Consider the following 21,549-nt stretch of genomic DNA (forward strand, 5'->3'; position numbering starts at 1 on the left):
CGACAAATTATACGCCAGAGGCCGGTCTTCAGCTTTCCCGCTTTTCATGCAGCAGCATATTTACTGCATGGTCCAGGGAGCCGGCCCGTGTTACCTCGCCGCCATTCACAAAAAAGATCTCGTCCGCATTTTCTATGGTGTTCAGGCGGTGGGCAATGATCACGCGGGTGGTAGTGTCCGGCAGTTGCTGTAGTATCTTTTCCAGTAGCTGTTCTGTGATAGTGTCAATATTGGCGGTGGCCTCATCCAGTATCAGCAGGTCCGGGCGGCGTAGCACGGCCCGTATAAAGGCGATCAGCTGTTTCTGGCCCAGGCTTACAGAATCGCCGGTTGTAAGCACCTTGGTATCCAGGCCCCCCTCAAAGCGCGCCAGCAGGCTCTCCAGTTGCGCTTCCTGTATCACGGCCGCCAGTTGCTCATTGGAGTAGGCAGCATATTGTTCATTGCCAAACAGGATATTGTCCCGGATGGTGCCGGTGAACAGGAAAGGCTCCTGTAAGATAAAACCTATCCTGCCAGAGCGTTCCGCCGGCTCATAGATGCGTATATCCTTGCCATTCAGCATCACTTCGCCCTCGGTTGGGTCGTATAAGCGGGCAATCAGCGAGGCGGTAGTGGTCTTTCCGCCCCCGGTAGGGCCTACCAGGGCATACGTTTTACCGCGTTGCAGCTGGAAGCTTACGTTATGTAATACCGGCTTACTATCCGGATAGCTGAAATGAACATCTTTAAATTCCATTACCGTATCTGTATGACTGTGGCCGTTGGCAGATGCGCCTGCCAATACCGGCAGATCGGATTGCAGGGTCAGTATCTGGGATATACGGTCCCAGCCGGCCAGCGCCACCTGGAAATTGGCCCAGAGAATAGAGATCTGGCGGATGGGTGTATAAAAGCTGTTCACATAAGCCAGGTAACTGATAAGCAGGCCCACAGTGAAGTTGCCGTTGGCCACCTGGTAAATGCCGTAGGTCAGTACGATCAGCTGTGCCAGCTGGGCGCATACGCCAAATACCGGCATAAACAGGTTAGTAGCCATGCCTGCGCCTACCGCGGTGGCATAGTTTTCTTTATTTACCTGGTCAAAACGCTTGCGGAAATAATCACGGCGGTTAAAAGCAATGATCACCTTAAAATTATTCAGGCTTTCCTGAACCTCTGCGCTCATACTACCCGTGCTTTTCATATTGGCCGCGTTCTTACGCCGTACCCAGGGAGAAATGAGCCGGGTAAATATCAACAGGAATGCTGCCGGTACCAGGGCGGCCCCGCCAAGACTGGGATGAATGGATACCAGGAAAATACCCGCGCCTACCATCAGAAAGATATTGCTCACAAACTGCAGCAGGTATTGGGAAAAGAACTGGTTTACCTTATCCGTATCATTGTTGATACGGGAGATAAGATCGCCGGTCTTATTTTGGTTAAAAAAGGCCACCGGCAGTTCCTGCAACTTGCCAAAAACGGCATTGCGCAGGGTAAACAGCATACGCTGTCCTATACCGCCCATTATCCTGGCCTGCAGGTAATTGGCGCCAAAAGCGGTCATATACACCAGTAACAGCAGCCCGCAAAAGAGCAGCGTATGCTGGTAGTCGTGGTGTTGTATAAAATGATCGATAGTATAACCAATGATCACCGGGCCGGTAAGGTTTAACCCGGAGCTGACCATGATGGTCAGGAATGCCAGTATTAAAGTTCTTTGCTCAGCCTCCAGGAACCGGAACAGTTTCTTCAGCGCCGCCAGGGTGCTGGTTTTCTGGGCCGTGTGGGCAGGGCTATTTAGATTGTAATTCATAGTGATTGGTGCTGCGTTGTGATTGATAGATCTGTACGTACTCAGGGCTGGACTGCATCAGCTCCTGATGGGTGCCGGCAGCCAGTATTTCGCCTTCCATCAGCAGTATGATCTGGTCATAATGCTCAATAGAGGCGATCTTTTGCGTAACAGATAACAAGGTCAGGTCCGGGTAATACTGGGCCAGGTTCTGCAGGATCTGCTGCTCTGTATGATTATCCACACGGGCGGTAAAATCATCCAGCAGTAATACTTTGGGCTCAATGGCCAGGGCGCGGGCCAGCATGATACGTTGCTTTTGTCCGCCGGAAAGGCTGGTGCCGCGTTCAGACACGACGGTATCCAGCCCCTGGGGCAGCGTATCAACAAAATCCTTTAATGCCGCGGTGGTAATAGCGCGTTCCATGGCCTCCGGGGTAACGGTATCATTAAAAGCGATATTCTCCTGCAGGCTCATATTAAAGAGGATACTATCCTGGAATACCAGCCCTACCTGCGTATGCAGGGTATCGCGGTTATACGCAGTAATTTCATGATCATCATATTGTATACTGCCGCTATTGGGCTGCGAAAGATTGGAAAGCAGGTGCAGCAACTGCGTTTTACCGGCAGCAGTGGGGCCGATGATGGCCGTGCGTGAGCCGGCTTTTACGCTAAAGGAAATATCCTTTAGTACCGGTTTGCCTTCATATTGCAGCTGCACATGCTGCAGACTGATATCGCCACGCAGCCTGGCCTGAATAGTACCCGCATCCACCGCATCCGGCATATCCAGCACCTGCTGCACGCGTTGGTAAGCAGCGCTGGACTGCGCAATTACATTGCTCATGATACCTATCAATATGATGGGGAAAATAAGGATGGACAGATAGCTGTTAAAAGCCGCCAGATCGCCCAGTGACATGCCGCCGGAGATCACAAAATGGCCGCCCAGCGCCAGGATGGTCACCATGGCCATATTGGCAATAAAGGTGATCACCGGTATCAGTGTAGCATACAGGCGCATGATCGATAACCCTATATCCCGGGCATTTGTATTGGCCGTCAGGAACTTATGGTATTCCAGTTGCTGCGCATTCAGCACCCGTATCAGCGCCGCGCCCAGGATACTTTCTGTGATCACTTTATTCAGCCAGTCCAGTACTTCGCGCGCTTTCAGGAACAGGGCCTTCATCCTGCCAAATACCATCATAAAGGTCATGGTGATCAGGGGGATGATAAGCAGCACGGCCAGGGCCAGCTGCCATTTGGTATGAATAAGCAGTATGGCCGCGCCAATGATCGTAAATACGGAAGATGCAATGGAGGCAACCGCCTGCGATACAAACAGTTTTACAGTGTCAATATCTCCCGTAAAATTGGTGAGCAGCCGGGCAGGATTAGCCTCTTGTACACGGGCATAACTCTGGCGGGAAACCTTATCCGCCAGGCGCGTGCGCAGATCGCGCGCTACCCGCTCAGAAGCATAGGTTTGCACAATGTTCTGCAGGTAGGTAAAAATGAAAATGAACACCGTGGTAAGCGAGAACCAGATAAGGATCGGTTTTATCTCCAGGTGGCCGCTACCATAGGCGTCAATCCCATAGGCAATAAGCCTGGGCAGTACCAGGGTAAGCCCGTTGGCAAAAAGCGCCAGCAGTATCAACAGCATGACCAATCCCCGGTAGGGCTGGATAAGCGCGGAGATCTTAGGTGGCTTTTTGCCGGAAGCATGTTTTTTTCCGTTGGCAGTTTGCATAGTTGAAAAGTGTAGGGTGGGTTTACTTGAGCATGACGAACAAGCCGTCATTATATTTTAAAAAAATATAAAGAAATATACCGTCTTATAGGGAAGAGGGCATGTGGTGTGCTGGAGAATATTAGAAAAGCTTCATCATGATAATAAGGTGCAAATTTACTGAAAAAGATATGGAAGCGCTAGTCCTGCGCATTATTTTTTCCGCCCGCTTTGTATCTTGTAAAGCAACCCAATCAATCTATGCGTATTTGTTATACTTTACTCTGCTGCCTGTTTGCAGGGCATTTATGGGCACAGCAGCCCGCAGATTCCAGCTCCATCCTATTGAAGCCCATGCAGGTATTTGACGGTCATACCCTGCAAAAAGACTGGGTGGTATTAGTAAAAGGGAACAGGATTGCCGCCGCCGGCCCCATTGGCGCCTTCCCGCTGCCCCCGCAGGTAAGGACCATCAATTTACCCGGACAAACCCTCTTGCCCGGACTGATAGAAGGGCATACACATATGTTCCTGCACGCCTATAATGAGGTAACCTGGAAAGACCAGTTGTTGACAGAATCACGCGCAGAAAGGACCATACGGGCCGCGGAACATGCCACAGCCACACTAATGGCCGGTTACACCACCGCGCGTGACCTGGGCACGGAAGGCGCCGGTTATGACGACGTAGGCCTGAAACAAAGTATCGCCAAAGGTATTATACCCGGCCCGCGCCTGCTGATCGCCACCCGCGCCATTGTAGCTACCGGCAGCTATGGCGTAAAGAACGAGATAGCGGACCTGGAATTACCCAAAGGCGCTGCGGAAACAGACGGCAGGGAAGGCATGATCAGAGAGGTGCGCACGCAGATAGGCAAGGGGGCAGACGTGATCAAAGTATACGCGGATTACCGTTGGGGCCTGGAAGAGCAGGCCGCGCCCACTTTTTCCGTAGAGGAGCTGGATGCAGCCGTAGAAACGGCCGCATCCAGCGGGCGTTACGTAGTGGCCCATGCCGGTACGGCAGAAGGTATGCGCAGGGCCATCATGGCAGGCGTACACACTATAGAGCATGGTGATGGAGGTACGCCGGAAATATTCCGCCTCATGAAGGAAAAAGGCGTGGCATTCTGCCCTACCATAATGGCGGTGGAGGCGGGGGCCATGTATAAAGGCTGGCGCCCTGGTACAGATCCGGAACCGGAGCGGGTAAAAGCAAAACACAAGACTTTCCGCGAAGCACTGCAGGCCGGGGTCACCATTTGTGCCGGCGGGGATGTGGGCGTATTCTCCCATGGCAGGAACTGCCTGGAGCTGGAAAAAATGGTGGAATACGGGATGCCGGTGGCCGCAGTATTACAGGTTGCTACCAGTGGCAATGCCGCCATATTTGGTTATGAGGGCCGCCTGGGCATTGTCAGTAAAGGCGCCCTGGCGGATCTGATAGCCGTGCCGGGTAACCCGCTCGCCGATATCAAAGCGCTGGAACAGGTGCATTTTGTGATGAAGGATGGCGTGATCTATAAAAATTCAGAGCAACAATAAGGACAACACATATACCACTACCAGGGTCACTAATCCCATCCATAAAGTGGCCACAGAATATACTTTAAGCATGGTGCGCATTTCCAGGCCGGAGAACTTGGAGATCACCCAGAAATAGGCGTCATTGGCATGTGAGATGGTCATAGAGCCGCCTCCCAGGGCCAGTATGCATAGCAACCTGCCCGTTTCGCTATCCAGCCCTAGTACCGGCAATAATGGCTGTACAATAGACGCCGCCGTAATAATAGCCACCGTTGACGAGCCTTGCGCTGTTTTCAACAGGGAGGCCAACAGAAAGGGGAATACGATCCCAAAACTGCCCAGCGGCAGCGCCGCGCTTACATGTTCGCCTATCTTTGCCGCCGCCAGCACTGCTCCAAAAGCACCGCCGGCGCCTATGATCACCAGTATGCCGCCCGCTTTTTCCGCTGCCTCCTGTAACAAAGCGCCGGTGGTATTACGGTTCCATGCCCTGCTGCCCGCAAATGCCAGCAGCACGCCTACAGATAACGCCACCACCGGGTCTCCCAACAGGTGAAAGATGCGCCACCCTGAATTTTTGGTGGCCTCAATATTTGTGAATGCGCCGATGGCGATCAATACAATAGGCACCACTACCGGCAAAAAGGCTATCCATACGGGTGGGGTAGGCCCATCGGTTACCTGGTCAGTATGTTCCTGCTGTGTGGCGGGGATCTTCTTACCGGCATAATGCGCCCACCAGCTGCCCGCTATGGCGCCGGGAATGGCGACCAGGATACCGGTGATCATCAGCTTTCCAAAATCAGCCCCAATGGCCCCGGCGGCTGCCGTAGCCCCGGGGTGGGGCGGTATCAGGCAGTGCACCGCATAAAGACCGGTAGCCAGCGAAACAGCCATGATCACCACGGAAATGCCGGTACGCCGTGCCAGGGATTGGTTTAACCCGCTCAGCACTATATAACCGGAGTCGCAGAAAATAGGCAGGCCTACAATAAAACCGGTAATGCTCATAGCAATGGCGGCATAGCGCTCGCCCACTATCCGGAGAATAAAGGAAGCCATTACCCGCGTACTGCCCGTATGCTCCAACAATACCCCCAGCGTAGTGCCCAGTACAATAACGAATCCCAGGGACTTCATAATATTGCCAAAACCGTCCTTCATGGCGGTAATAATGTCTGCTGCCGGCAGTTGTACGCCTAAGCCCGTCACAAAACAGGCAATGAACAGCGCAAAAAAAGCGTGTACCCGGTACCGGGCGGTGAGCAGGATAATGACGGCAATGCCTGCCAGTAAGGCAATTAATACCTGGAGAAGGTCTGTGGTCATTCAGCAAGGATTATCTGCACAATATAGCAAAAGCAGCTCAGGAATACTGCTGTAGCCATTCGTGATAGATCTTCTCTGCGAACTTGTCGTACTCAATAAAGCTGTCGGGTTTGGTATGGTAGGCGTAAGCGCCGCTCAGCATGCATTTGTCGATCACGGTGGGCGTAAAGGAGGTAGAAGTGATAATGACCGGTATATGCGCCAGCGTGGAATTATTCTTAACGTACTGCAGCAGGTCCAGGCCATTCATACCGGGCATGTTCAGGTCACTGATGATCAGATCCGGCAATATCTCCTGGATTTCCTGCATAACGGCTACTGCTTCCTCGCCATTACCTGCTACGCCCAGTACATTATATAGTTGGGTTGTCAAAAAACCCTCTTTCATAAACAGTTGCTCGTCCTCGTCGTTTTCAACCAGCAGTACATTGATCTTTTTCATGTATGCAAAAATATTACTTAAGCTGCAAGTTTCGGCTGATGGTGAAATAGAAAACAGTGCCTTCTCCCGGGGTAGACTCTACCCATATCTTCCCATTATGATATTCCACTATCTTTTTACAGATGGCCAGCCCTATGCCGGTGCCAGGATATTCTTTATTGGTATGTAAACGTTTGAATACTTCAAATATCTTCACGGTATATTCCGGCGGCACGCCAATGCCGTTGTCCGCTACCGCAAACTGGTAATGGTCCGGCATCTCTACACAACTGATCCTGATATGCGGTATTTTGCCGCCCCTGAACTTAAGCGCGTTTCCCACCAGGTTCTGCAATAATTGCACCAGCCGCACCTTATTGCCCTTGATATAAGTTACTCCCTCGTCCAGGAGGATAGTAGCGCCTGTATCTTCTATACTCACTTTCAGGTTCTGCAGGCTTTCTGCCACCACTTCCTTTACCAGCAGCTGGGCAAACTCTTTTTCTGCGGTGTTCAGTTGGGCGTAGTTAAGCAGGCCGATGATCAGCTCCTTCATACGGATATTACCCTGGATAGCCTTGTGGATATAGTTATGCAATTCCGGCGAGCCTTCCTGCCCTAGTTTTTTCTGGATAAGCAGCAGGTAGCTATAGGTAGTGCGCAGGGGTTCCTGGAGATCATGGGAGGCAATGGTATTGAACTGCCCCAGCTCTTCATTGGCGGTTGCCAGCTCCAGTACAGTATTATGCAACTCTGACGCCAGCAGGCGATAGCGTTCTTCACTGGCCATCAGGGCCTGCTCTGCCTGCTTCCTTTCCGTCAGGTCGCGGGTAACCTTGGAAAAGCCAAGCAGCTCTTTATTTTTGTCGTAAACAGCGGTAATGATCACATTGGCCCAGAAACGGGTGCCGTCTTTGCGTACACGCCAGCCTTCGTCTTCAAATTTGCCTTCTTTCCTCACTACGCGAAGTTCCATGGCAGGTTTGCCATTATCTATATCTTCCTGGGGATAGAATTTGGAGAAATGTTGTCCCACTATTTCCGCGGCATTGTATCCCTTTATACGCTGGGCGCCTTCATTCCAGCTTACCACATAACCATTGGTATCCAGCATGAAAATGGCGTAGTCTTTCACCTGCTCCACCAATAACCGGTAACGCTCGTAAATATGGATATTCTGCGGTATCTGTTCTGTATTTTCGTCCATACGGGATGAATATATTAATTATTCAGACACGGGGAGGAAAATGGAAGTTAAATAAATTTGTTTGATGTTTTGAAAAAAAATTATACATTTGCCGTCCGAAAAAGCGATGCCCGATAGTATAACGGTAGTACGACAGACTCTGACTCTGTTTGTCTTGGTTCGAATCCAGGTCGGGCAACAAAAAGCGAAACTCTTTCCAGTAAAGGGCTTCGCTTTTTTTATTTCCCCAACAAGAGGTGGTTTTCTCAAAAAGTCTCCAAACCGCCTTTCCATGGTAGATCCGTATAGAGGGATTTTTTATCCCGCGCCAATATGTTAAATGACCTCCAACAAAGAAGAAAATTATAATTGAAAAACATACACTACGCTCATTTTACCGGGATCAATTACTTTTTGGCCGTAGTACCGGTTGCCTGAACTGAGTAAGCTGGTAAGGAGGGCATACAATATATTATTTCTTTGCCCGTTTCTATTGAGATCCTCAAATTAAAACCCTTAATCAGACCCATGAAAACACAATCCCTTTTAACCCTGGCCGCAATTTTTGCGGCCCTGCTTTTTTCGTGTTCTAAAGACAATGATCCGGCTCCGCCAAAACTTCAAAAAATGTCTGTGACAAACGCCACAGCAGATGCAGACCCCACGGGAGGCGCTAACTCAACTTGTTTTAGTACCTATTCCAATACGGTTCGAAACCCGCCAAGTGGCTATATTCCCGGTACCGCGGAGGCAGACCTGAATACTTGCCTTGAAACCAATTGGGATATAAGCCAAGGTGCGCCTGGTCCAAGGCAGGTGCCTCCTGCTCCCCCGATAGTCTTAACGCCCGCGCCGCCTTCTCTCCCTCCCATTAACACCACACCTCCGCCGGTTGATGATAACCTGGCCTATTTGAAGTTCTTCAATGTACAAGGTTATGGCTTCGATCTTTTTTCGCGTACGCTTGATGAGGCCAGGCAGCTTTTTGACCGTTATTGCCAGATAGTTTGTGCTGCTATAACGGAGAATATCAATTGGTCTAATCCAAATTATGTTGACAAGTCAGTTGCTTCGGTAATATATGCTACCAATCATCCGGAAGTATTTCAGTCTGCAGAGGATAAAGACATGTTCCTAAGGTTTTTGGGCCTTGTATTTGCAAAGGATACTTTTCTTATATCTCTATGGGGCTCTCCCGATACCGGGGGGATTATCAATTTGGCGTCTGGCAAATGTGTTAATCTTTGGGGCAGGATACCTCCGTTCCCATTCCACCCAAGATAAACCACACGAAAAGCAGTTATAATGCTATTCCCTCCTGGATTCTGTGCAACATCATCCAGGTCGGGCAACAAAAAACCGGAATCCGCTTCAATAGCAGGTTCCGTTTTTTTTATTGACTACTGATTGTTCACCACTCGTGAAAATACTCCTCAATAAAAGTCTCAAAGCTTACAGCCAGTTCCTGCCGCTCTCCGGTATCATAATCAAAAACTAACACTTTCCCTTCCGGGCTCAGCGCAACCGGGTTACCAGCGCCATCGTCCGCAATCACATAACATTGGTTCAGCTCAGGGAAAATACCATTTTCATTGGCCAGCTTACGGTTCAAACTGGTAAGGTCGATGATGGTCTCCTTGCCTATGGAACTGCCATTGGAAAAGCCATGAATGGCAATACCGGCATACGCGCCGCCAAAATGCCGGATAAATTCTTGATAGTCGGGGTGCAAGGTAACCTGTAGCTCTTTTTCTGCCGCGGAGATTTCTTCAGTTGTAGCAGGCCGCCCCTTCAACGAAGGATTTTTGGAAAGGAATTGGTCAATGCGGGTTAGTAATGATGGTTTCATTCGCTAGAGGTTTCTTAACCTGCAAAATAAAGCAACCAGGCGAAAATACTCCCTAATAACATAAATGTATGTCAGCTAAGCACACATTTACCGAAAAGTAATGTCTATTTTAGCAGGCGGACAAGACTGTGTTCTCTTTTAGCAACATCGGCTACATTATCCTCTATAAGCTTTTTCATCTCCAGGATATCCTGCCATATTTCGAAAATAGACATTTTGACCAGCTTGAGCGGCTTACCTTTAACATACAGCTCACAGGTCAAAAATTTAATATCGAAGGCAGCTGTTGCGCCAGTATTGCAAGCAGTTCCGCTATAGCCGTCTTTAGTCTCTTTTATGGTCCATTGTTCACTATGTCCTTCGTAATGCAGTTGAAGAATGGGGTCTTTGGTCAAGTAACGGTTTAATGGCTTTTCTGCTGTAGCCTTCTTGTCAAAGAGAACACTACGTGAAATATTTTGCTGTAGTGTGGTATTGGGAGCATACGTGTGCGGATGAATATAGGCCTTATGATGCCGGTTGCCCCGTCCTTCTTCAAGGCAAAAATTGATATGCATAACGAGAAGGCTATAGGTGGAAAGGAAGCTGTTAATAAGGCAAAGGAGATTTCGAATATCGACATCGGGAATAGCTTTATCGTGCTTTACATGTAAAGCCCTTGATTCTTTAATAATGCGAATGTAGGCTCCTTTGAGGTTGGCCAGGAAAATATCAGTCCACGTAGTTGTAAAGCCTAACTGGCGCTTATCATCAAGGTGGGGCATGCTGGAGGGTTTTCTATTAAAATTCATCATTATTGAGGGTTTTTATAGGTAGCGGCGAATGTAAAGATGAAAACCGTTATTTCTGTTAATCCAGCGTTAATGCTGCCTGAATTATTGTTAGGGGATATCGTGTTACGATATTATTGTCAGAAGCGCAAGGTCCGCAAATAAACAGCCCACTTTTAAAACGGGCTGTTTATTTACAGGCATTACATTTAAGCAGACAGCTTCCTGTCGTAATACTTCCGCACCAGATAAAACGCCGGCCACGACAAAATAGGCGACCATTGCGCCAGCACTAAGGAAAACGGCCGCAATAAGATCCCAATCAGGAATATCGCCGGTATAACCATCGACCTGGCCCGCAGGATCGCCTTCAGATGTACAGTATGCGTATGCCGTGCTACCCCGTTTTGCGGATTAAAAACATAACTGATCAATATAAAATTAGTCACGCCCGTTAGTATGATATTGGCGTTATAGAAATAATACGGAATGGTGTAGAAGCTGTTCTCACTGTAATAAGAAGAGGAGAACGGCATAATGATCAGCGTGAACAGGAACAGGAAGTTCAGGAAGATAAGCCGGTTCGTATATCTCTTCACAAATCCGAATATACGGTGATGGATCCGCCAGTAGTTGGCAATTACCCAAAAACTGATAACGAAACCAATAGCCTTGGGCAGCAGCGGGATCAGTTGTCGTAACATCTCCAGGTCTGAGCCGCCGGTATGGATCTCCGGCGCTTTTATTTCAATCACCAGCAAGGTAATGGCAATCGCAAAGATGGCATCACTAAAAAGGATAAACCGGTCCAGCTGAAAATCCTGCCTTTCCGGATCATGGTAGTCTAAAAAATGTTTAGCGGTCATGTATAAGGGATTTAGATTTTTGGTTGTTGGCTTTAACGTGGAAAAGTTTTACAGTACATTAGGGAAACGTAAAATAGAAAAATATTGTAATAATGACGCGGTATATACCCATTCTTTATTTATGTTTATTTGCTTTCACTGCTAGGGGACAGCAAAAGAAAACCATTTACCGGGATAGCCGCGACAGTACCCATAATTTCTATGTCATCCGCCCACCCAGGGAGGCTATAACAGGCCTGCTGGTATTAAACGACAGGGGCCTTTCTGACAGTGCTAAAATGGATGCCTGGCAACAGGGGATCATGATCCTTACGGTAGTACCTGCCGTTAACAGCCTGGATAACCTTACCAGTAACGCTGTTCTGGACACAATAGATGATATGATAGCAGAAGTGTTGACCGCATACAAGATCTCTACTGGTAAAGTGGTTATTGGAGGAATGTCTGCCGCGGGCACAGGAGCCGTACGGTATGCGGAGTACTGTTATGCCGGCAGGTCAAAAGCTGGTATTAAACCAGTGGGCGTATTTGCAGTAGATCCTCCCCTGGACTATGAGCGCCTTTGGAATGAGTCTAACAAAGCAGTAGAGCGGAATTTCAGCAAAGATGCAGCAGAAGAAGGAAAGACGCTGCTCAGGCTTTTAAACGAGCAGATGAAAGGCACACCGCGGACCAGGCTCACAGCCTATCAGCAGGCCGGCCCTTTCAGCTATTCGGCCAAACAAGGGGGAAATGCCTACCTGCTTAATCGCCTGGCCGTGCGCCTGTATACAGAGCCGGATATAAACTGGTGGATCACTAACCGGCACAAAGACTTTTATGATCTGAATGCGATAGATAACGCGGCCTTGATCAATCAGCTACAGCTGAACGGAAATACGAAGGCAGAGCTAATTATCACAAGCAATAAAGGCATACAGGCAGAAGGCCATCCCCACTCCTGGAGCATACTGGACCAAAAAGAATTATTGATTTGGTGTAACAAACTCTTTACAGCACCCTAAATAAACTGCCGCTCTTTCAAAAAAGCTACCATCGCCTCCAATACCTGCTCGGGGTTTAGTTTGTCTGTATCCAATACCAGGTCCGCACGCGCCGGCTCTTCAAAAGTATCATTGAGGCCGGTTAAGTTATGCAGCTTATCCGGATGGGTGTCCGGCAGCAGCGCTTTCCGGTAAAGCCCTTTGGGGTCTCTGCTGATGAGCGTTTCCAGCTTACAACGCAGCCATACCAGTATAGCGCCGTATTGCTGCCGCAGGCCGGTCCTGCCTTCCTCAAAGGGATTGATGGCAGCTATGCACACCAGGTCATAGTCCGTAGCAACAGACCAGGCATAAGCGCCCAGGCGATTGATGTTCTCCAAACGGTCTGCCCTGCTAAACCCCAGGTCTTTACAAAGTGTTTGACGATAAACATCCCCGTCTATTACCATCACCTTTAAATGACGTTCCTGGCCCCACTTGAGTAATGCATTTGATAACGTGGTTTTACCCACTCCGGATAAGCCGGTGAATTGTACAATATGGCCCATTATAAGTTCGAAAAATTCAGGTATAAGAACGGATTGTTCTGACTATATTTAGCGTGAAAACCACAATGCCGTTAACATTGCAATCTACACTAAACATACAGGAAAAAGAAAAGCTGACGGACCTTTTCATCAACTTTGTCAGGGAGATCGGAATACCGGTTGCAGACCAGGGAGAAGTCCCGGTTGCTTTTCTGCCCGGGGTAAGGATAGATATGGGCGGACTGACCATCGACCGCAACCGCTTATTACACCCCGGTGATATATTACATGAAGCAGGGCACCTGGCTACCATGCCTTATCATATCAGGCGTACAATGGATGGCGACTTGCCGGATACTGATCTGCACAGGGGCGGGGAGTTAATGACCTTAGCATGGAGCTATGCTGCCTGCCTGCACCTGCAGGTACCTCCCGCCGTGGTTTTTCATGAAGATGGCTATAAAGGCGGACATCAGCAACTGATCGAAAGTTTTGAGGCCGGCCAATACATAGGCCTGCCCATGCTCCAGTTTCATGGAATGGCCTATGATGAAAAACAGGCGGCAAGCTTACAGGTGTTACCCTTCCCGCATATGGTCAATTGGCTGTGTCTGCAGGAGGAGGGTGCTTAATTGTGCGTACGCATCCTGGCAACCCGCAAAGAAGAACCGTTGTCTATTGCTATGATCCTCCGGCGCAAATGTCATTTGCGCTGATTTACTGTGATAGCCCAGCCGGGTATGCAGCTGTTCCATATCCTTTATAGCAATACCGGTAAATGCGCTGAAAGCCGCTGCCATCTCCCGCACGCCATCCGCATAATCAAAAAAGCGGTTACAGGCATGCTGTTGGCCATGTATGTCTTGCAGCGCCAAATAATACTGCTCCAGCACCTGCGCCGTATAGCCATTAAAATCGCTTCCATAAAACGCAGGCTCATTTGTTTTAAGCAATACAGGATTTACCATACCCGGCACTGAATGGATGCCCCGTTGTTTATCGTGAGAAGCAATTACCTCATCCGGCCTGCGGTATAGGAAGAAAAACGGCGTTTGCGGAAACCAGCTACGTAATACATCATAAAAATGAATATGCCAGCTATCCAGTTTAATGATATAGGTGGTTTCTTTACCGTTACGCAGTTGCCCCATTAGTTGCAGCGCCTGCCTGAACCAGTTTTCCCGCGTAGTAGCCGGAATGTCTGGCTGTTGTTCCGCCACCCGCAATATCTCATCCAGTAAGGGAGCTTCCGCTATTACAATATGTTCTTCCGGGGTGGAAAATGCTTGTGAAAGCAGGGTAGAGCCGCAGCGGGACACATGGAAGATAAACGCCGCAGGCGCCAGTGCCGGAAGGTCTTTGCAGGCGTCTTCCAAAAAGGCGGCGGTGCTCAGGCTCTCTAACCGTGAACGTTGCCGTTGTTTGGACCGGCATAGCTGTATGGTGTCATCAAAGAACGGTTGTATCATGCGTTCATTTCCCAGGTCCAGCCATTTCACCATCCATTCATCCTGTAGGGAGTAGCTGAGCTGATAAGGTATCCAGTTATGTATAGGGGTAGCTTGCATTATTTATCTGCTTTTAGCCGGGCGATTAAATCCCGGGCGGTAGAGGTGCCCATTTTTTCCAGTTCCGCTATCATATGGGCCTTCGTCTCGGCATCGTATGTAGCAGCTGCGGTAGATATCGTAAGATCGTAACCATAGGCGCTGAACAATTGATCAGTCCAGTCGTTCCGGAGGCCGTCTATTACCAGGTGTATCCTGGCGGTGCTGCCCTGGTTAACGATGCTGTGCGTAGCGCTGAAATTCATATACCAGCATTCGCCGGCTTTCAGCTGCAATTTTTCATCCTCAATGGTGAAATACACCTCGGGGTTGGTAACAATAGGAATGTGTATCCTGAATTGGCCGTCATGATAAGCGCAACCAGGGTCCTTATGCGGTTTTATAACACTGCCGGGCGCCAGCGACAAAAGACGTACGGTTTCCTTCTCGCATTCCCAGGCATTCAGTATTTCCTGTACATATGGCATCCGCGCCAGCACAGGCGTATCTATATAAGTACCGTTTGCATGCGCATAGATATCATCACTTTCTCCGCTGGCAGAGCGGAGGGATATGCTACGCCAGTCGCCATTAAAATCCTTTGTATTGAAGTGTAAGGGCCATTCTTCCTGTAGTATGGCCTCCAGTTCAGCAGTAAGCGTAGTAACGTTGTAGGTTTGGGAAAATCTGATGTAATTCATAACAGCTTTAATGGTAGCCCAAGATAATGATCTTTCAGGAACCCTGGCTAAAACTATCCTTACCCAATATTGCCTCTTATCGAAAATTATCGATAAATTCGCCCCATGAATGCTTTACTGGATTTCAAAAAAATAGAGAAAATCTCCAAAGCATTAGGGGATTGCTACCGGCTTAAGATCATTGAAGCCATCCGGAAAGAACAGGACTGGATGCAATGCGGAGACATTGTAGACATGCTCCGGCTTTCCCAATCCACGGTTTCCCATCACCTGAAACAGCTTACAGACGCCGAATTGTTGATTGCCGAACGCGACGGTCGCAAAACGCGGTATATGCTCAATAAAGACGTATTTGCCGGCTTCGCCAAATTCATCCAGGCCTACGATTAACCCCTCTGCTTATCTTGATTGATCGATACATTTGGATTAATAGATAAGTTCTCCGTATCTTTGCCGCTCGATCCACCAACCTTTATAGCGCAAACGGAAATTTATGTGATCAGGGATGACCGTTCCCTGACAGATCAGACTATTGGATGGATTGTGCTTCACTATAAAGTGTTACCATGAAAACGATCAAAGCCGAACATCACAACATTGCCACAGTGCTGTCATTTGCACTGATCCCTTTATCGGGTTTTGCTACAGACGTTTACCTGCCCTCGCTGCCGGCCATGGCTACCAGCTTGCATGTAAACAATGCCGCCATACAACTGTCATTACTGGTATTTATGGTCAGCGCGGGCATCAGCCAGTTATTTGTAGGCAGCCTGCTGGATAGTTTTGGCCGTTACCGCCTCAGTAACCTGGCGTTGCTGGCCTTTGCGTTGTCTAACTTCGTAACGGCGCTCTACCCGGATATATATGTGTTATACGGCATGCGCATTATACAGGGCGTAACAGTGGCGCTGATAGTGGTGGCCAAGCGTGCCTATTTTATGGATACTTTCTCCGGCGAAAAGCTGAAACATTATACCAGTCTTTTCTCCATCATCTGGGCTACTGCGCCCATCGTGGCGCCATTTATAGGCGGTTATCTGCAGGCCTCCTTTGGATGGGAATCCAACTTCTGGTTCATGGGCGGGTTTACGTTACTTATATTGCTGCTAACGCTCATATACGGCGGTGAGTCCATTAAACAGTTGCATGCCTTTGAAGTAAAGGCCATTGTGAACGTGTATGGTTCCATGCTCAAAACAAAGGATTACAGCCTCTCACTTATGATCATTGGGCTTAACTATGGCATGTTGATGGTATTTGGTATGGCCAGCCCCTTTATCATTGAACATGTATATCACGCCTCGCCGGTGATTACCGGTTACAGCGCGTTAATGTCCGGCGTAGCGCTAATGACGGGCGGTATCATCTCCAAAGCTATCATCGCTAAACCGCTGATCAAAAAGATCACCGTCGCCATTGGTTTGCAGCTGGCGGTAGCGCTGATCATGATCGCCTGTTCCACTGTGTACCTGGGTCTTTATGTGATGATGGGTTTTGTCATTCTGCTGCACCTGATAGCTGGCTTTATTTTTAATAACATGTTCTCCTACAGCCTGGGCCGCTTTTCACGCAATGCAGGCATTGTAAGCGGGTTAACAGGTGGTGGCCTGTATGTGATCACTTCTTTCTTCAGCTATGGAACGGTAAGTATACTGGCAGTAAAGAGCCAGGTACTGTTAGGGATGGCATACCTTGTGCTGGTGTTGATGAGTGTATGGATGTTTGCCTGGTTCAGGAAAGCATCCGTCCACATTGTAAAGGAAGAGAGCGTAGTAAAGGCTGCAGCCTGATCGTAGACAAGCACTAAAAAATTGGATAATATGCCAGATTTATTCACGCCTTTACAGATAAAAGGCATTGAGCTTAAGAACAGGATCGTAGTATCTCCTATGTGCCAGTATTCTGCGGAAGATGGTTTTGCCAGCAATTGGCACCTGGTGCATTTAGGCAGCCGGGCAGTGGGTGGCGCGGCATTGATTATAACAGAGGCAACAGCAGTATCGCCGGAAGGCAGGATCAGTCCTTTTGACCTGGGCATCTGGAAAGATGAACATATTACCAGACTAAAGGAAATAACGGAATTTATCCATGCACAGGGCGCCGTAGCAGGCATACAACTGGCGCACGCTGGTCGCAAAGGCAGCCGCCTGCAGCCCTGGAAAGGCGGTAAGCAAATATTACCCACCCAGGAAAATGGCTGGCAAACAATAGCTCCCTCTGCTATTCCTTTTGCAGCTGGTGAGTGGGCGCCAGCCACACTGGACCTGGTAGGTATAGAAAAAGTGAAGAGTGATTTTAAGGCCGCGGCGATCCGTGCAAAAACAGCCGGGTTTAAATTAGTAGAAATACACGCAGCGCATGGCTACCTGTTGAATGAGTTCCTTTCGCCCCTTAGCAACGAACGTACAGACCAGTATGGCGGTTCTTTTGAGAACCGCATCCGCCTGCTGCTGGAAGTGATAGATGAAGTGAAAACCGTTTGGCCGGCAGAGTTGTTATTATTTGTACGTATATCCGCTACCGAATGGGTAGACGGCGGCTGGAACAAAGAAGACTCCATCTCACTCGCAAAAATATTAAAGGGTAGGGGAGTAGACCTGGTAGACTGTTCCAGCGGAGGTAATGTCTCAACTGCAAAGATCCCTGTTACACCTGGCTACCAGGTGGAGTATGCAGCAGCAGTACGTACTGCCGGTGTGCTCACTGGCGCGGTTGGCCTGATCACAGATGCACAGCAAGCAAATGCAGTAATAGAGGACGGACAGGCAGATGTAGTAATAATGGCCCGGCAGCTACTACGCGATCCTTACTTTCCTTTACGTGCAGCCGCTGAATTAGGACGGGAAATAAAATGGCCATCGCAATACGAGCGGGCAAAATTGCGCTAACATAAACCATCTGGCTATATAAATAGTGAGGCGTACCATAAAAACAGGTACGCCTTTTTATATGCATACAAAGTGAATAATACTATTTTAACCCGTAATAAGCCCAGATCAAGTCCACATCAAGTCTACATAAAACCCACATTGCATAGTACTTACATGGCTGTTCCACTCGTGCGTACTAGTTGGTTAATATAGTATCAGCTGGTAAACGCCATCATCCGTATATCCGGTAATAGGCAATCAGATAAAATAAAGTAGATATGTAATATTTAGTGTCACTCGTACGTTAGTTCATCTACATGAAAAACCTGTATTGTAGCAATGCCTTGTATTATCACCAACACCTATCCGCTATCACCACAAAATCCCTCATCAATGAAAACAACGAGCGTACGTTTAATCTGTCTTGGCCTTGTGGCCTCATCCACCTTACTGCTTATGTGTAAAAAGCAGGATCTTGGCACTGAGAACAACTCACTGGAAAAAATGGCTGCTAACGAGGTAATGGCTGCAGCGCCGGCCATCACCGCCTTTGTACATCCGGCTGTATTAAACACACAAGCCAGCCTGGATTATATTGGCGGTCAGGCAAATGCCAATGATCCTACCCGCAGCGCGGCTTACCAGAAAGTGATTGACTTTGTAGACAGTCATCCGGTGCCCACTTCATTTCCTGCTACCGTGGTAGTAGGTTCCAACGGCGCCAGCTCTCCTTCCAAAGCGCAGATCCGCAGCAATGCGGAGCTGGTATATGCCCTGGCATTGCGTTGGGCTAAAACCGGTACAGACAGTTGGGCGCAGAAAGCCATTGCTGTATTGAACGGCTGGTCTTACCATTTCCAGAAGTATGCCCTGCTCGATGCTGCTACCAATGCTAACCAGCCTGCGCTGGAAGCTTCATGGACCACGCCCAGCTTTGTGGCTGCGGCAGAGATCATCCGCTATTACAAGCCATTTGGCAAGTCTTCCGGTTGGTCAGATGCAGATATTGCCCAGTTCAACACATTCCTGAACACGGTAAAGAATAACTATATCAACAACATACCTACCTACAACAACAACTGGAACGCATCTGCCGGATATGCCAAGATGGCCATCGGTATTTTCCTGAACAGCGCTACCGTTTACCAGAACGGTTATAACATGATCACTACCTTCCTGCCCATTATCGTTAAGGCAGATGGCAGTATTCCTGAATTGTGCGACCGTCAGGATTGTGTGCATTACCAGTATTCGCTTACCGCTTTTGCTTATGCCGCGGAACTGGCCAGGTTACAGGGCGATAACTCCCTGTGGACAGCTAACTCCAGCAGGATCAAGGCAGGATACGATTTTATGCGGGCCGCCTACAACCGTAGCACCGGTTGTAACTATTGCAGCACTTCCAGCACCGTATTCCCGGGTGTAGAAGTAGCCTGCAACTACTATCAGAGCGCCAACCTGCAATACCTCAGGGGCTTACAGGACCCGCTGGGCGTAACCAGCGATAATACCTTCCTGGGCTTCACCACCTACACGCATTATAACGTGCCCGGTCTTTAAACACGCTAAGGCATTGCTACAAAGAAAGAGGCTGTATCATTTTTATTGATACAGCCTCTCCTTTTATATCGCTCCGTTTATTTTATCCGTAGTAACCCCTCCAGCGCCTCCGTTTCCAACGGCTCGCGGCAAACCACCAGCGGCACCTCATCCGCCAGCCGGTTACGCCGGATGGCATGCACATACTGGCTATAAATGCCTTCGCCGGTTGCCACATAAAGGATGATCAGATCCGCCCGTTGCGTATGCAGTAGCTCCGTTATAACCTGTAGATCCGCAATAACGGCATGTACGCCGCCCCCCAAATTGTGGAGTTGATGCTGCATTTCCAGCAGTTCCTGCCGGCTGTTACCAAGTAGGATAATATTCTTAACACGTAACATATAACTGGTTATTGCAGTATCCGGGCCAGTTAACAGCTATCTTTTGGCCTAATTTTAGCGGGCTTGTTAACATAGTATGATACAGTTATAAGCCAATTTATACATAAGTAAATTATAAATATTACATTTAGGGATTGTTCCTTCTGTAATGAGCATTGACCTGTAACAGATTGTTTATCGCTGATAGGACGAAATTAGAAGAATAAATCTTTTTTAATTGTTATTCGATAATCTTTTATTTGCATTTTAAGGGAGGATAAACGGTCTTCCCGGAAAAGATAACACTTTATGACTACTGTTAATCAAGAGCTGACCCATGTTTTATTAGCGGAAGACGACGACGACGATTACCTGGTTTTTTCTTTGGCAATTGACGAACTGTCGTCCGTGAAAGTGGTATTAACAAGGGCCGAGAATGGCGATATCCTCATGCGTTTACTGGACGAGAAACACCCCGATCTGTTGTTCCTCGACCTGTTGATGCCCTGTAAGGATGGCCGCCAGTGCATCAGGGAGATCCGGGCAAATAAGCAATTTGATACCTTACCTATTATTGTATATTCTTCCCTCAACGATCTGCAAAGTATTGAATTCTGCTACCGTGAAGGCACCAATCTATACGCCCGGAAACCATCTTCTGTAAGCGATCTGAAAGATATCCTGGAGCGCATCTTTGCCATAGACTGGAAGCGGATGATGTATTATCCGCCTATGTCTCAGTTCGTGATCAATGGATAACTGATACCGGTTTCACCTTCCAAAACAAGTATATGCCCTGGCGCCGATGCACAAGACGGGACAATTTGGACGTTTGATCAATTTTTCTAAATTTATGCTCAAATTGACCAACGATCTTGTATGTAGACCCTTTACATAATGAACAGGAACTGCTACGCCAGATAGCGCAGGGTAACGAGTCTGCGTTCCGCATGTTTTTTGATCACTACACCCCCCAGCTCTTCACCTTTGTGGAAAAGCTCACCAAATCAAAAGCGGATGCAGAAGAAATTGTACAGGATACCTTCATAAAGATCTGGACCCACCGCGAAATGTTGCCCGGTATTGAAAAACCTGGCCACTACATTTATGTAATAGCCCGCAATAAAGCGCTGGATAATATACGCAAGGCTGCCCGGGATCAACGCCTGCTGGACCAGGTATGGGCTAATATCTCTACCGCGGCAGACAACACCCTCGAGAACGAGCTGCGCTCCCGGGAATATTACCAGCTCATAGACCAGGCCTTACGCCGCCTGCCGGAACAGAAACAGCGGGTCTTCCAGTTAAGCCGTATGGAAGGCCTTAGCCATCTGGAGATCTCCCAGCGCCTGGGCCTCTCCAAAAGCCGGGTCAATAATATCCTGGTAGAATCCCTCAAACACGTAAAATCCTTCCTGGAACAGCATACGGCCATAGTAGCCTTCTTTCTCTGGCTGGGCAGCCGCAACCGCCTGTTCTGATCATTTTCCTGTGTAGTTAAATTTTTTTTCCGGTGGACGGTTATTCCGCATGGTC

22 protein-coding genes and 1 tRNA gene are annotated in these 21,549 nt (G+C 48.6%); 11 read left to right on the forward strand and 12 right to left on the reverse strand.

All coding sequences use genetic code 11. The annotated features are described in order from the left end of the window. Positions 1–28: 28 nt before the first annotated feature. Both F0L74_RS17675 and F0L74_RS17680 read right to left on the reverse strand, forming a co-directional pair. On the reverse strand, positions 29–1,798 hold the full coding sequence (locus F0L74_RS17675) for an ABC transporter ATP-binding protein (protein WP_149839212.1): 1,770 nt from the start codon (positions 1,796–1,798) through the stop codon (positions 29–31). After that, a complete protein-coding gene (locus F0L74_RS17680; RefSeq protein ID WP_149839213.1) occupies positions 1,779–3,536 on the reverse strand; it encodes an ABC transporter ATP-binding protein in 1,758 nt (585 codons plus the stop codon). Before F0L74_RS17680 ends, F0L74_RS17675 begins: the two co-directional genes overlap by 20 nt. 240 nt (positions 3,537–3,776) lie before the next feature. On the opposite strand from F0L74_RS17680, the gene F0L74_RS17685 reads away from it, so the two are divergent. Beyond that, positions 3,777–5,060 (forward strand): metal-dependent hydrolase family protein, encoded by a 1,284-nt coding sequence (locus tag F0L74_RS17685; protein ID WP_149839214.1) that lies wholly within the window; start codon positions 3,777–3,779, stop codon positions 5,058–5,060. Here the strand turns inward: F0L74_RS17685 and F0L74_RS17690 are convergent. Genes F0L74_RS17690 through F0L74_RS17700 form a run of 3 tightly spaced genes read right to left on the reverse strand, consistent with a single transcriptional unit; the run spans position 5,046 to position 7,999 of the window. Continuing rightward, on the reverse strand, positions 5,046–6,371 hold the full coding sequence (locus tag F0L74_RS17690) for a GntP family permease (RefSeq protein ID WP_149839215.1): 1,326 nt from the start codon (positions 6,369–6,371) through the stop codon (positions 5,046–5,048). The two genes, F0L74_RS17685 and F0L74_RS17690, sit on opposite strands and share 15 nt — an antisense overlap. A 37-nt stretch (positions 6,372–6,408) precedes the next feature. Further along, positions 6,409–6,813 (reverse strand): response regulator, encoded by a 405-nt coding sequence (locus F0L74_RS17695; protein ID WP_149839216.1) that lies wholly within the window; start codon positions 6,811–6,813, stop codon positions 6,409–6,411. A 13-nt stretch (positions 6,814–6,826) separates the two neighbouring features. Beyond that, the gene (locus F0L74_RS17700) at positions 6,827–7,999 is read right to left on the reverse strand and encodes a sensor histidine kinase (RefSeq protein ID WP_149839217.1); all 1,173 of its coding nucleotides are present in this window, start codon (positions 7,997–7,999) and stop codon (positions 6,827–6,829) included. A gap of 107 nt (positions 8,000–8,106) precedes the next feature. Between F0L74_RS17700 and F0L74_RS17705 the strand changes: the two genes are divergently transcribed. Both F0L74_RS17705 and F0L74_RS17710 read left to right on the forward strand, forming a co-directional pair. Next, positions 8,107–8,177 (forward strand) — tRNA-Gln (locus tag F0L74_RS17705). Positions 8,178–8,506: 329 nt separating this feature from the next. Then, the gene (locus F0L74_RS17710; RefSeq protein ID WP_149839218.1) at positions 8,507–9,262 is read left to right on the forward strand and encodes a hypothetical protein; all 756 of its coding nucleotides are present in this window, start codon (positions 8,507–8,509) and stop codon (positions 9,260–9,262) included. Positions 9,263–9,389: 127 nt separating this feature from the next. Here F0L74_RS17710 and F0L74_RS17715 read toward each other — a convergent pair whose 3' ends face one another. From F0L74_RS17715 to F0L74_RS17725, 3 genes are all read right to left on the reverse strand, one after another. After that, positions 9,390–9,827 carry an SMI1/KNR4 family protein gene (locus F0L74_RS17715; RefSeq protein WP_149839219.1) on the reverse strand — a complete coding sequence of 146 codons (438 nt, stop codon included), beginning with the start codon at positions 9,825–9,827 and terminating at the stop codon, positions 9,390–9,392. 104 nt (positions 9,828–9,931) lie between these two features. Next, complete coding sequence (locus F0L74_RS17720) at positions 9,932–10,621, reverse strand: hypothetical protein (RefSeq protein WP_149839220.1); 690 nt, start codon at positions 10,619–10,621, stop codon at positions 9,932–9,934. Positions 10,622–10,806: 185 nt separating this feature from the next. Continuing rightward, positions 10,807–11,463, reverse strand: coding sequence for a TMEM175 family protein (locus F0L74_RS17725; protein ID WP_149839221.1), 657 nt, complete (start codon positions 11,461–11,463; stop codon positions 10,807–10,809). Positions 11,464–11,555: 92 nt separating this feature from the next. Between F0L74_RS17725 and F0L74_RS17730 the strand changes: the two genes are divergently transcribed. Then, entirely contained in the window at positions 11,556–12,467 is a 912-nt protein-coding gene (locus F0L74_RS17730) for a hypothetical protein (RefSeq protein ID WP_149839222.1), read from the forward strand. On the opposite strand, the gene F0L74_RS17735 is transcribed toward F0L74_RS17730, so the two are convergent. After that, positions 12,464–12,994, reverse strand: a complete 531-nt coding sequence (locus F0L74_RS17735) for an adenylyl-sulfate kinase (protein WP_149839223.1) — start codon at positions 12,992–12,994, stop codon at positions 12,464–12,466. The two genes, F0L74_RS17730 and F0L74_RS17735, sit on opposite strands and share 4 nt — an antisense overlap. A 77-nt stretch (positions 12,995–13,071) precedes the next feature. Between F0L74_RS17735 and F0L74_RS17740 the strand changes: the two genes are divergently transcribed. Continuing rightward, positions 13,072–13,605, forward strand: coding sequence for a hypothetical protein (locus tag F0L74_RS17740; protein WP_213087003.1), 534 nt, complete (start codon positions 13,072–13,074; stop codon positions 13,603–13,605). Here F0L74_RS17740 and F0L74_RS17745 read toward each other — a convergent pair. Beyond that, the gene (locus tag F0L74_RS17745; RefSeq protein WP_149839225.1) at positions 13,552–14,541 is read right to left on the reverse strand and encodes a hypothetical protein; all 990 of its coding nucleotides are present in this window, start codon (positions 14,539–14,541) and stop codon (positions 13,552–13,554) included. The genes F0L74_RS17740 and F0L74_RS17745 overlap by 54 nt on opposite strands. Further along, the gene (locus F0L74_RS17750) at positions 14,541–15,221 is read right to left on the reverse strand and encodes an aspartyl/asparaginyl beta-hydroxylase domain-containing protein (RefSeq protein ID WP_149839226.1); all 681 of its coding nucleotides are present in this window, start codon (positions 15,219–15,221) and stop codon (positions 14,541–14,543) included. The genes F0L74_RS17745 and F0L74_RS17750 overlap by 1 nt, the downstream gene beginning before the upstream one ends. A 105-nt stretch (positions 15,222–15,326) precedes the next feature. Here F0L74_RS17750 and F0L74_RS17755 point away from each other — a divergent pair, with 105 nt between their 5' ends. The 4 genes from F0L74_RS17755 (at position 15,327) to F0L74_RS17770 (ending at position 19,651) form a co-directional block, all read left to right on the forward strand. Then, positions 15,327–15,611: an ArsR/SmtB family transcription factor gene (locus F0L74_RS17755; RefSeq protein WP_149839227.1), complete on the forward strand. Its 285-nt coding sequence runs from the start codon at positions 15,327–15,329 to the stop codon at positions 15,609–15,611. Positions 15,612–15,787: 176 nt separating this feature from the next. After that, positions 15,788–17,011 carry an MFS transporter gene (locus tag F0L74_RS17760; RefSeq protein ID WP_149839228.1) on the forward strand — a complete coding sequence of 408 codons (1,224 nt, stop codon included), beginning with the start codon at positions 15,788–15,790 and terminating at the stop codon, positions 17,009–17,011. Positions 17,012–17,041: 30 nt separating this feature from the next. Continuing rightward, positions 17,042–18,109: an NADH:flavin oxidoreductase/NADH oxidase gene (locus F0L74_RS17765; protein WP_149839229.1), complete on the forward strand. Its 1,068-nt coding sequence runs from the start codon at positions 17,042–17,044 to the stop codon at positions 18,107–18,109. A gap of 375 nt (positions 18,110–18,484) precedes the next feature. Then, a complete protein-coding gene (locus F0L74_RS17770) occupies positions 18,485–19,651 on the forward strand; it encodes an alginate lyase family protein (protein ID WP_149839230.1) in 1,167 nt (388 codons plus the stop codon). A gap of 77 nt (positions 19,652–19,728) precedes the next feature. Here F0L74_RS17770 and F0L74_RS17775 read toward each other — a convergent pair whose 3' ends face one another. Continuing rightward, positions 19,729–20,034 (reverse strand): hypothetical protein, encoded by a 306-nt coding sequence (locus tag F0L74_RS17775; protein WP_149839231.1) that lies wholly within the window; start codon positions 20,032–20,034, stop codon positions 19,729–19,731. 288 nt (positions 20,035–20,322) lie between these two features. Between F0L74_RS17775 and F0L74_RS17780 the strand changes: the two genes are divergently transcribed. Next, positions 20,323–20,772 (forward strand): response regulator, encoded by a 450-nt coding sequence (locus F0L74_RS17780; RefSeq protein ID WP_149839232.1) that lies wholly within the window; start codon positions 20,323–20,325, stop codon positions 20,770–20,772. Positions 20,773–20,888: 116 nt separating this feature from the next. Further along, positions 20,889–21,494 (forward strand): RNA polymerase sigma factor, encoded by a 606-nt coding sequence (locus tag F0L74_RS17785; protein WP_213087004.1) that lies wholly within the window; start codon positions 20,889–20,891, stop codon positions 21,492–21,494. Positions 21,495–21,549: the final 55 nt, after the last annotated feature.

Origin of the sequence: Chitinophaga agrisoli (genome assembly GCF_008386695.1) — a bacterium.
In the GTDB taxonomy this organism is placed as follows: domain Bacteria; phylum Bacteroidota; class Bacteroidia; order Chitinophagales; family Chitinophagaceae; genus Chitinophaga; species Chitinophaga agrisoli.

Coding starts and splice junctions, on each gene's coding strand:
- F0L74_RS17675 (WP_149839212.1), bottom strand. CDS start 1,798: ATGAATTACAATCTAAATAGCCCTGCCCACACGGCCCAGAAAACCAGC.
- F0L74_RS17710 (WP_149839218.1), top strand. CDS start 8,507: ATGAAAACACAATCCCTTTTAACCCTGGCCGCAATTTTTGCGGCCCTG.
- F0L74_RS17690 (WP_149839215.1), bottom strand. CDS start 6,371: ATGACCACAGACCTTCTCCAGGTATTAATTGCCTTACTGGCAGGCATT.
- F0L74_RS17720 (WP_149839220.1), bottom strand. CDS start 10,621: ATGATGAATTTTAATAGAAAACCCTCCAGCATGCCCCACCTTGATGAT.
- F0L74_RS17680 (WP_149839213.1), bottom strand. CDS start 3,536: ATGCAAACTGCCAACGGAAAAAAACATGCTTCCGGCAAAAAGCCACCT.
- F0L74_RS17735 (WP_149839223.1), bottom strand. CDS start 12,994: ATGGGCCATATTGTACAATTCACCGGCTTATCCGGAGTGGGTAAAACC.
- F0L74_RS17770 (WP_149839230.1), top strand. CDS start 18,485: ATGAAAACAACGAGCGTACGTTTAATCTGTCTTGGCCTTGTGGCCTCA.
- F0L74_RS17755 (WP_149839227.1), top strand. CDS start 15,327: ATGAATGCTTTACTGGATTTCAAAAAAATAGAGAAAATCTCCAAAGCA.
- F0L74_RS17775 (WP_149839231.1), bottom strand. CDS start 20,034: ATGTTACGTGTTAAGAATATTATCCTACTTGGTAACAGCCGGCAGGAA.
- F0L74_RS17750 (WP_149839226.1), bottom strand. CDS start 15,221: ATGAATTACATCAGATTTTCCCAAACCTACAACGTTACTACGCTTACT.
- F0L74_RS17760 (WP_149839228.1), top strand. CDS start 15,788: ATGAAAACGATCAAAGCCGAACATCACAACATTGCCACAGTGCTGTCA.
- F0L74_RS17695 (WP_149839216.1), bottom strand. CDS start 6,813: ATGAAAAAGATCAATGTACTGCTGGTTGAAAACGACGAGGACGAGCAA.
- F0L74_RS17765 (WP_149839229.1), top strand. CDS start 17,042: ATGCCAGATTTATTCACGCCTTTACAGATAAAAGGCATTGAGCTTAAG.
- F0L74_RS17780 (WP_149839232.1), top strand. CDS start 20,323: ATGACTACTGTTAATCAAGAGCTGACCCATGTTTTATTAGCGGAAGAC.
- F0L74_RS17745 (WP_149839225.1), bottom strand. CDS start 14,541: ATGCAAGCTACCCCTATACATAACTGGATACCTTATCAGCTCAGCTAC.
- F0L74_RS17730 (WP_149839222.1), top strand. CDS start 11,556: ATGACGCGGTATATACCCATTCTTTATTTATGTTTATTTGCTTTCACT.
- F0L74_RS17725 (WP_149839221.1), bottom strand. CDS start 11,463: ATGACCGCTAAACATTTTTTAGACTACCATGATCCGGAAAGGCAGGAT.
- F0L74_RS17685 (WP_149839214.1), top strand. CDS start 3,777: ATGCGTATTTGTTATACTTTACTCTGCTGCCTGTTTGCAGGGCATTTA.
- F0L74_RS17700 (WP_149839217.1), bottom strand. CDS start 7,999: ATGGACGAAAATACAGAACAGATACCGCAGAATATCCATATTTACGAG.
- F0L74_RS17715 (WP_149839219.1), bottom strand. CDS start 9,827: ATGAAACCATCATTACTAACCCGCATTGACCAATTCCTTTCCAAAAAT.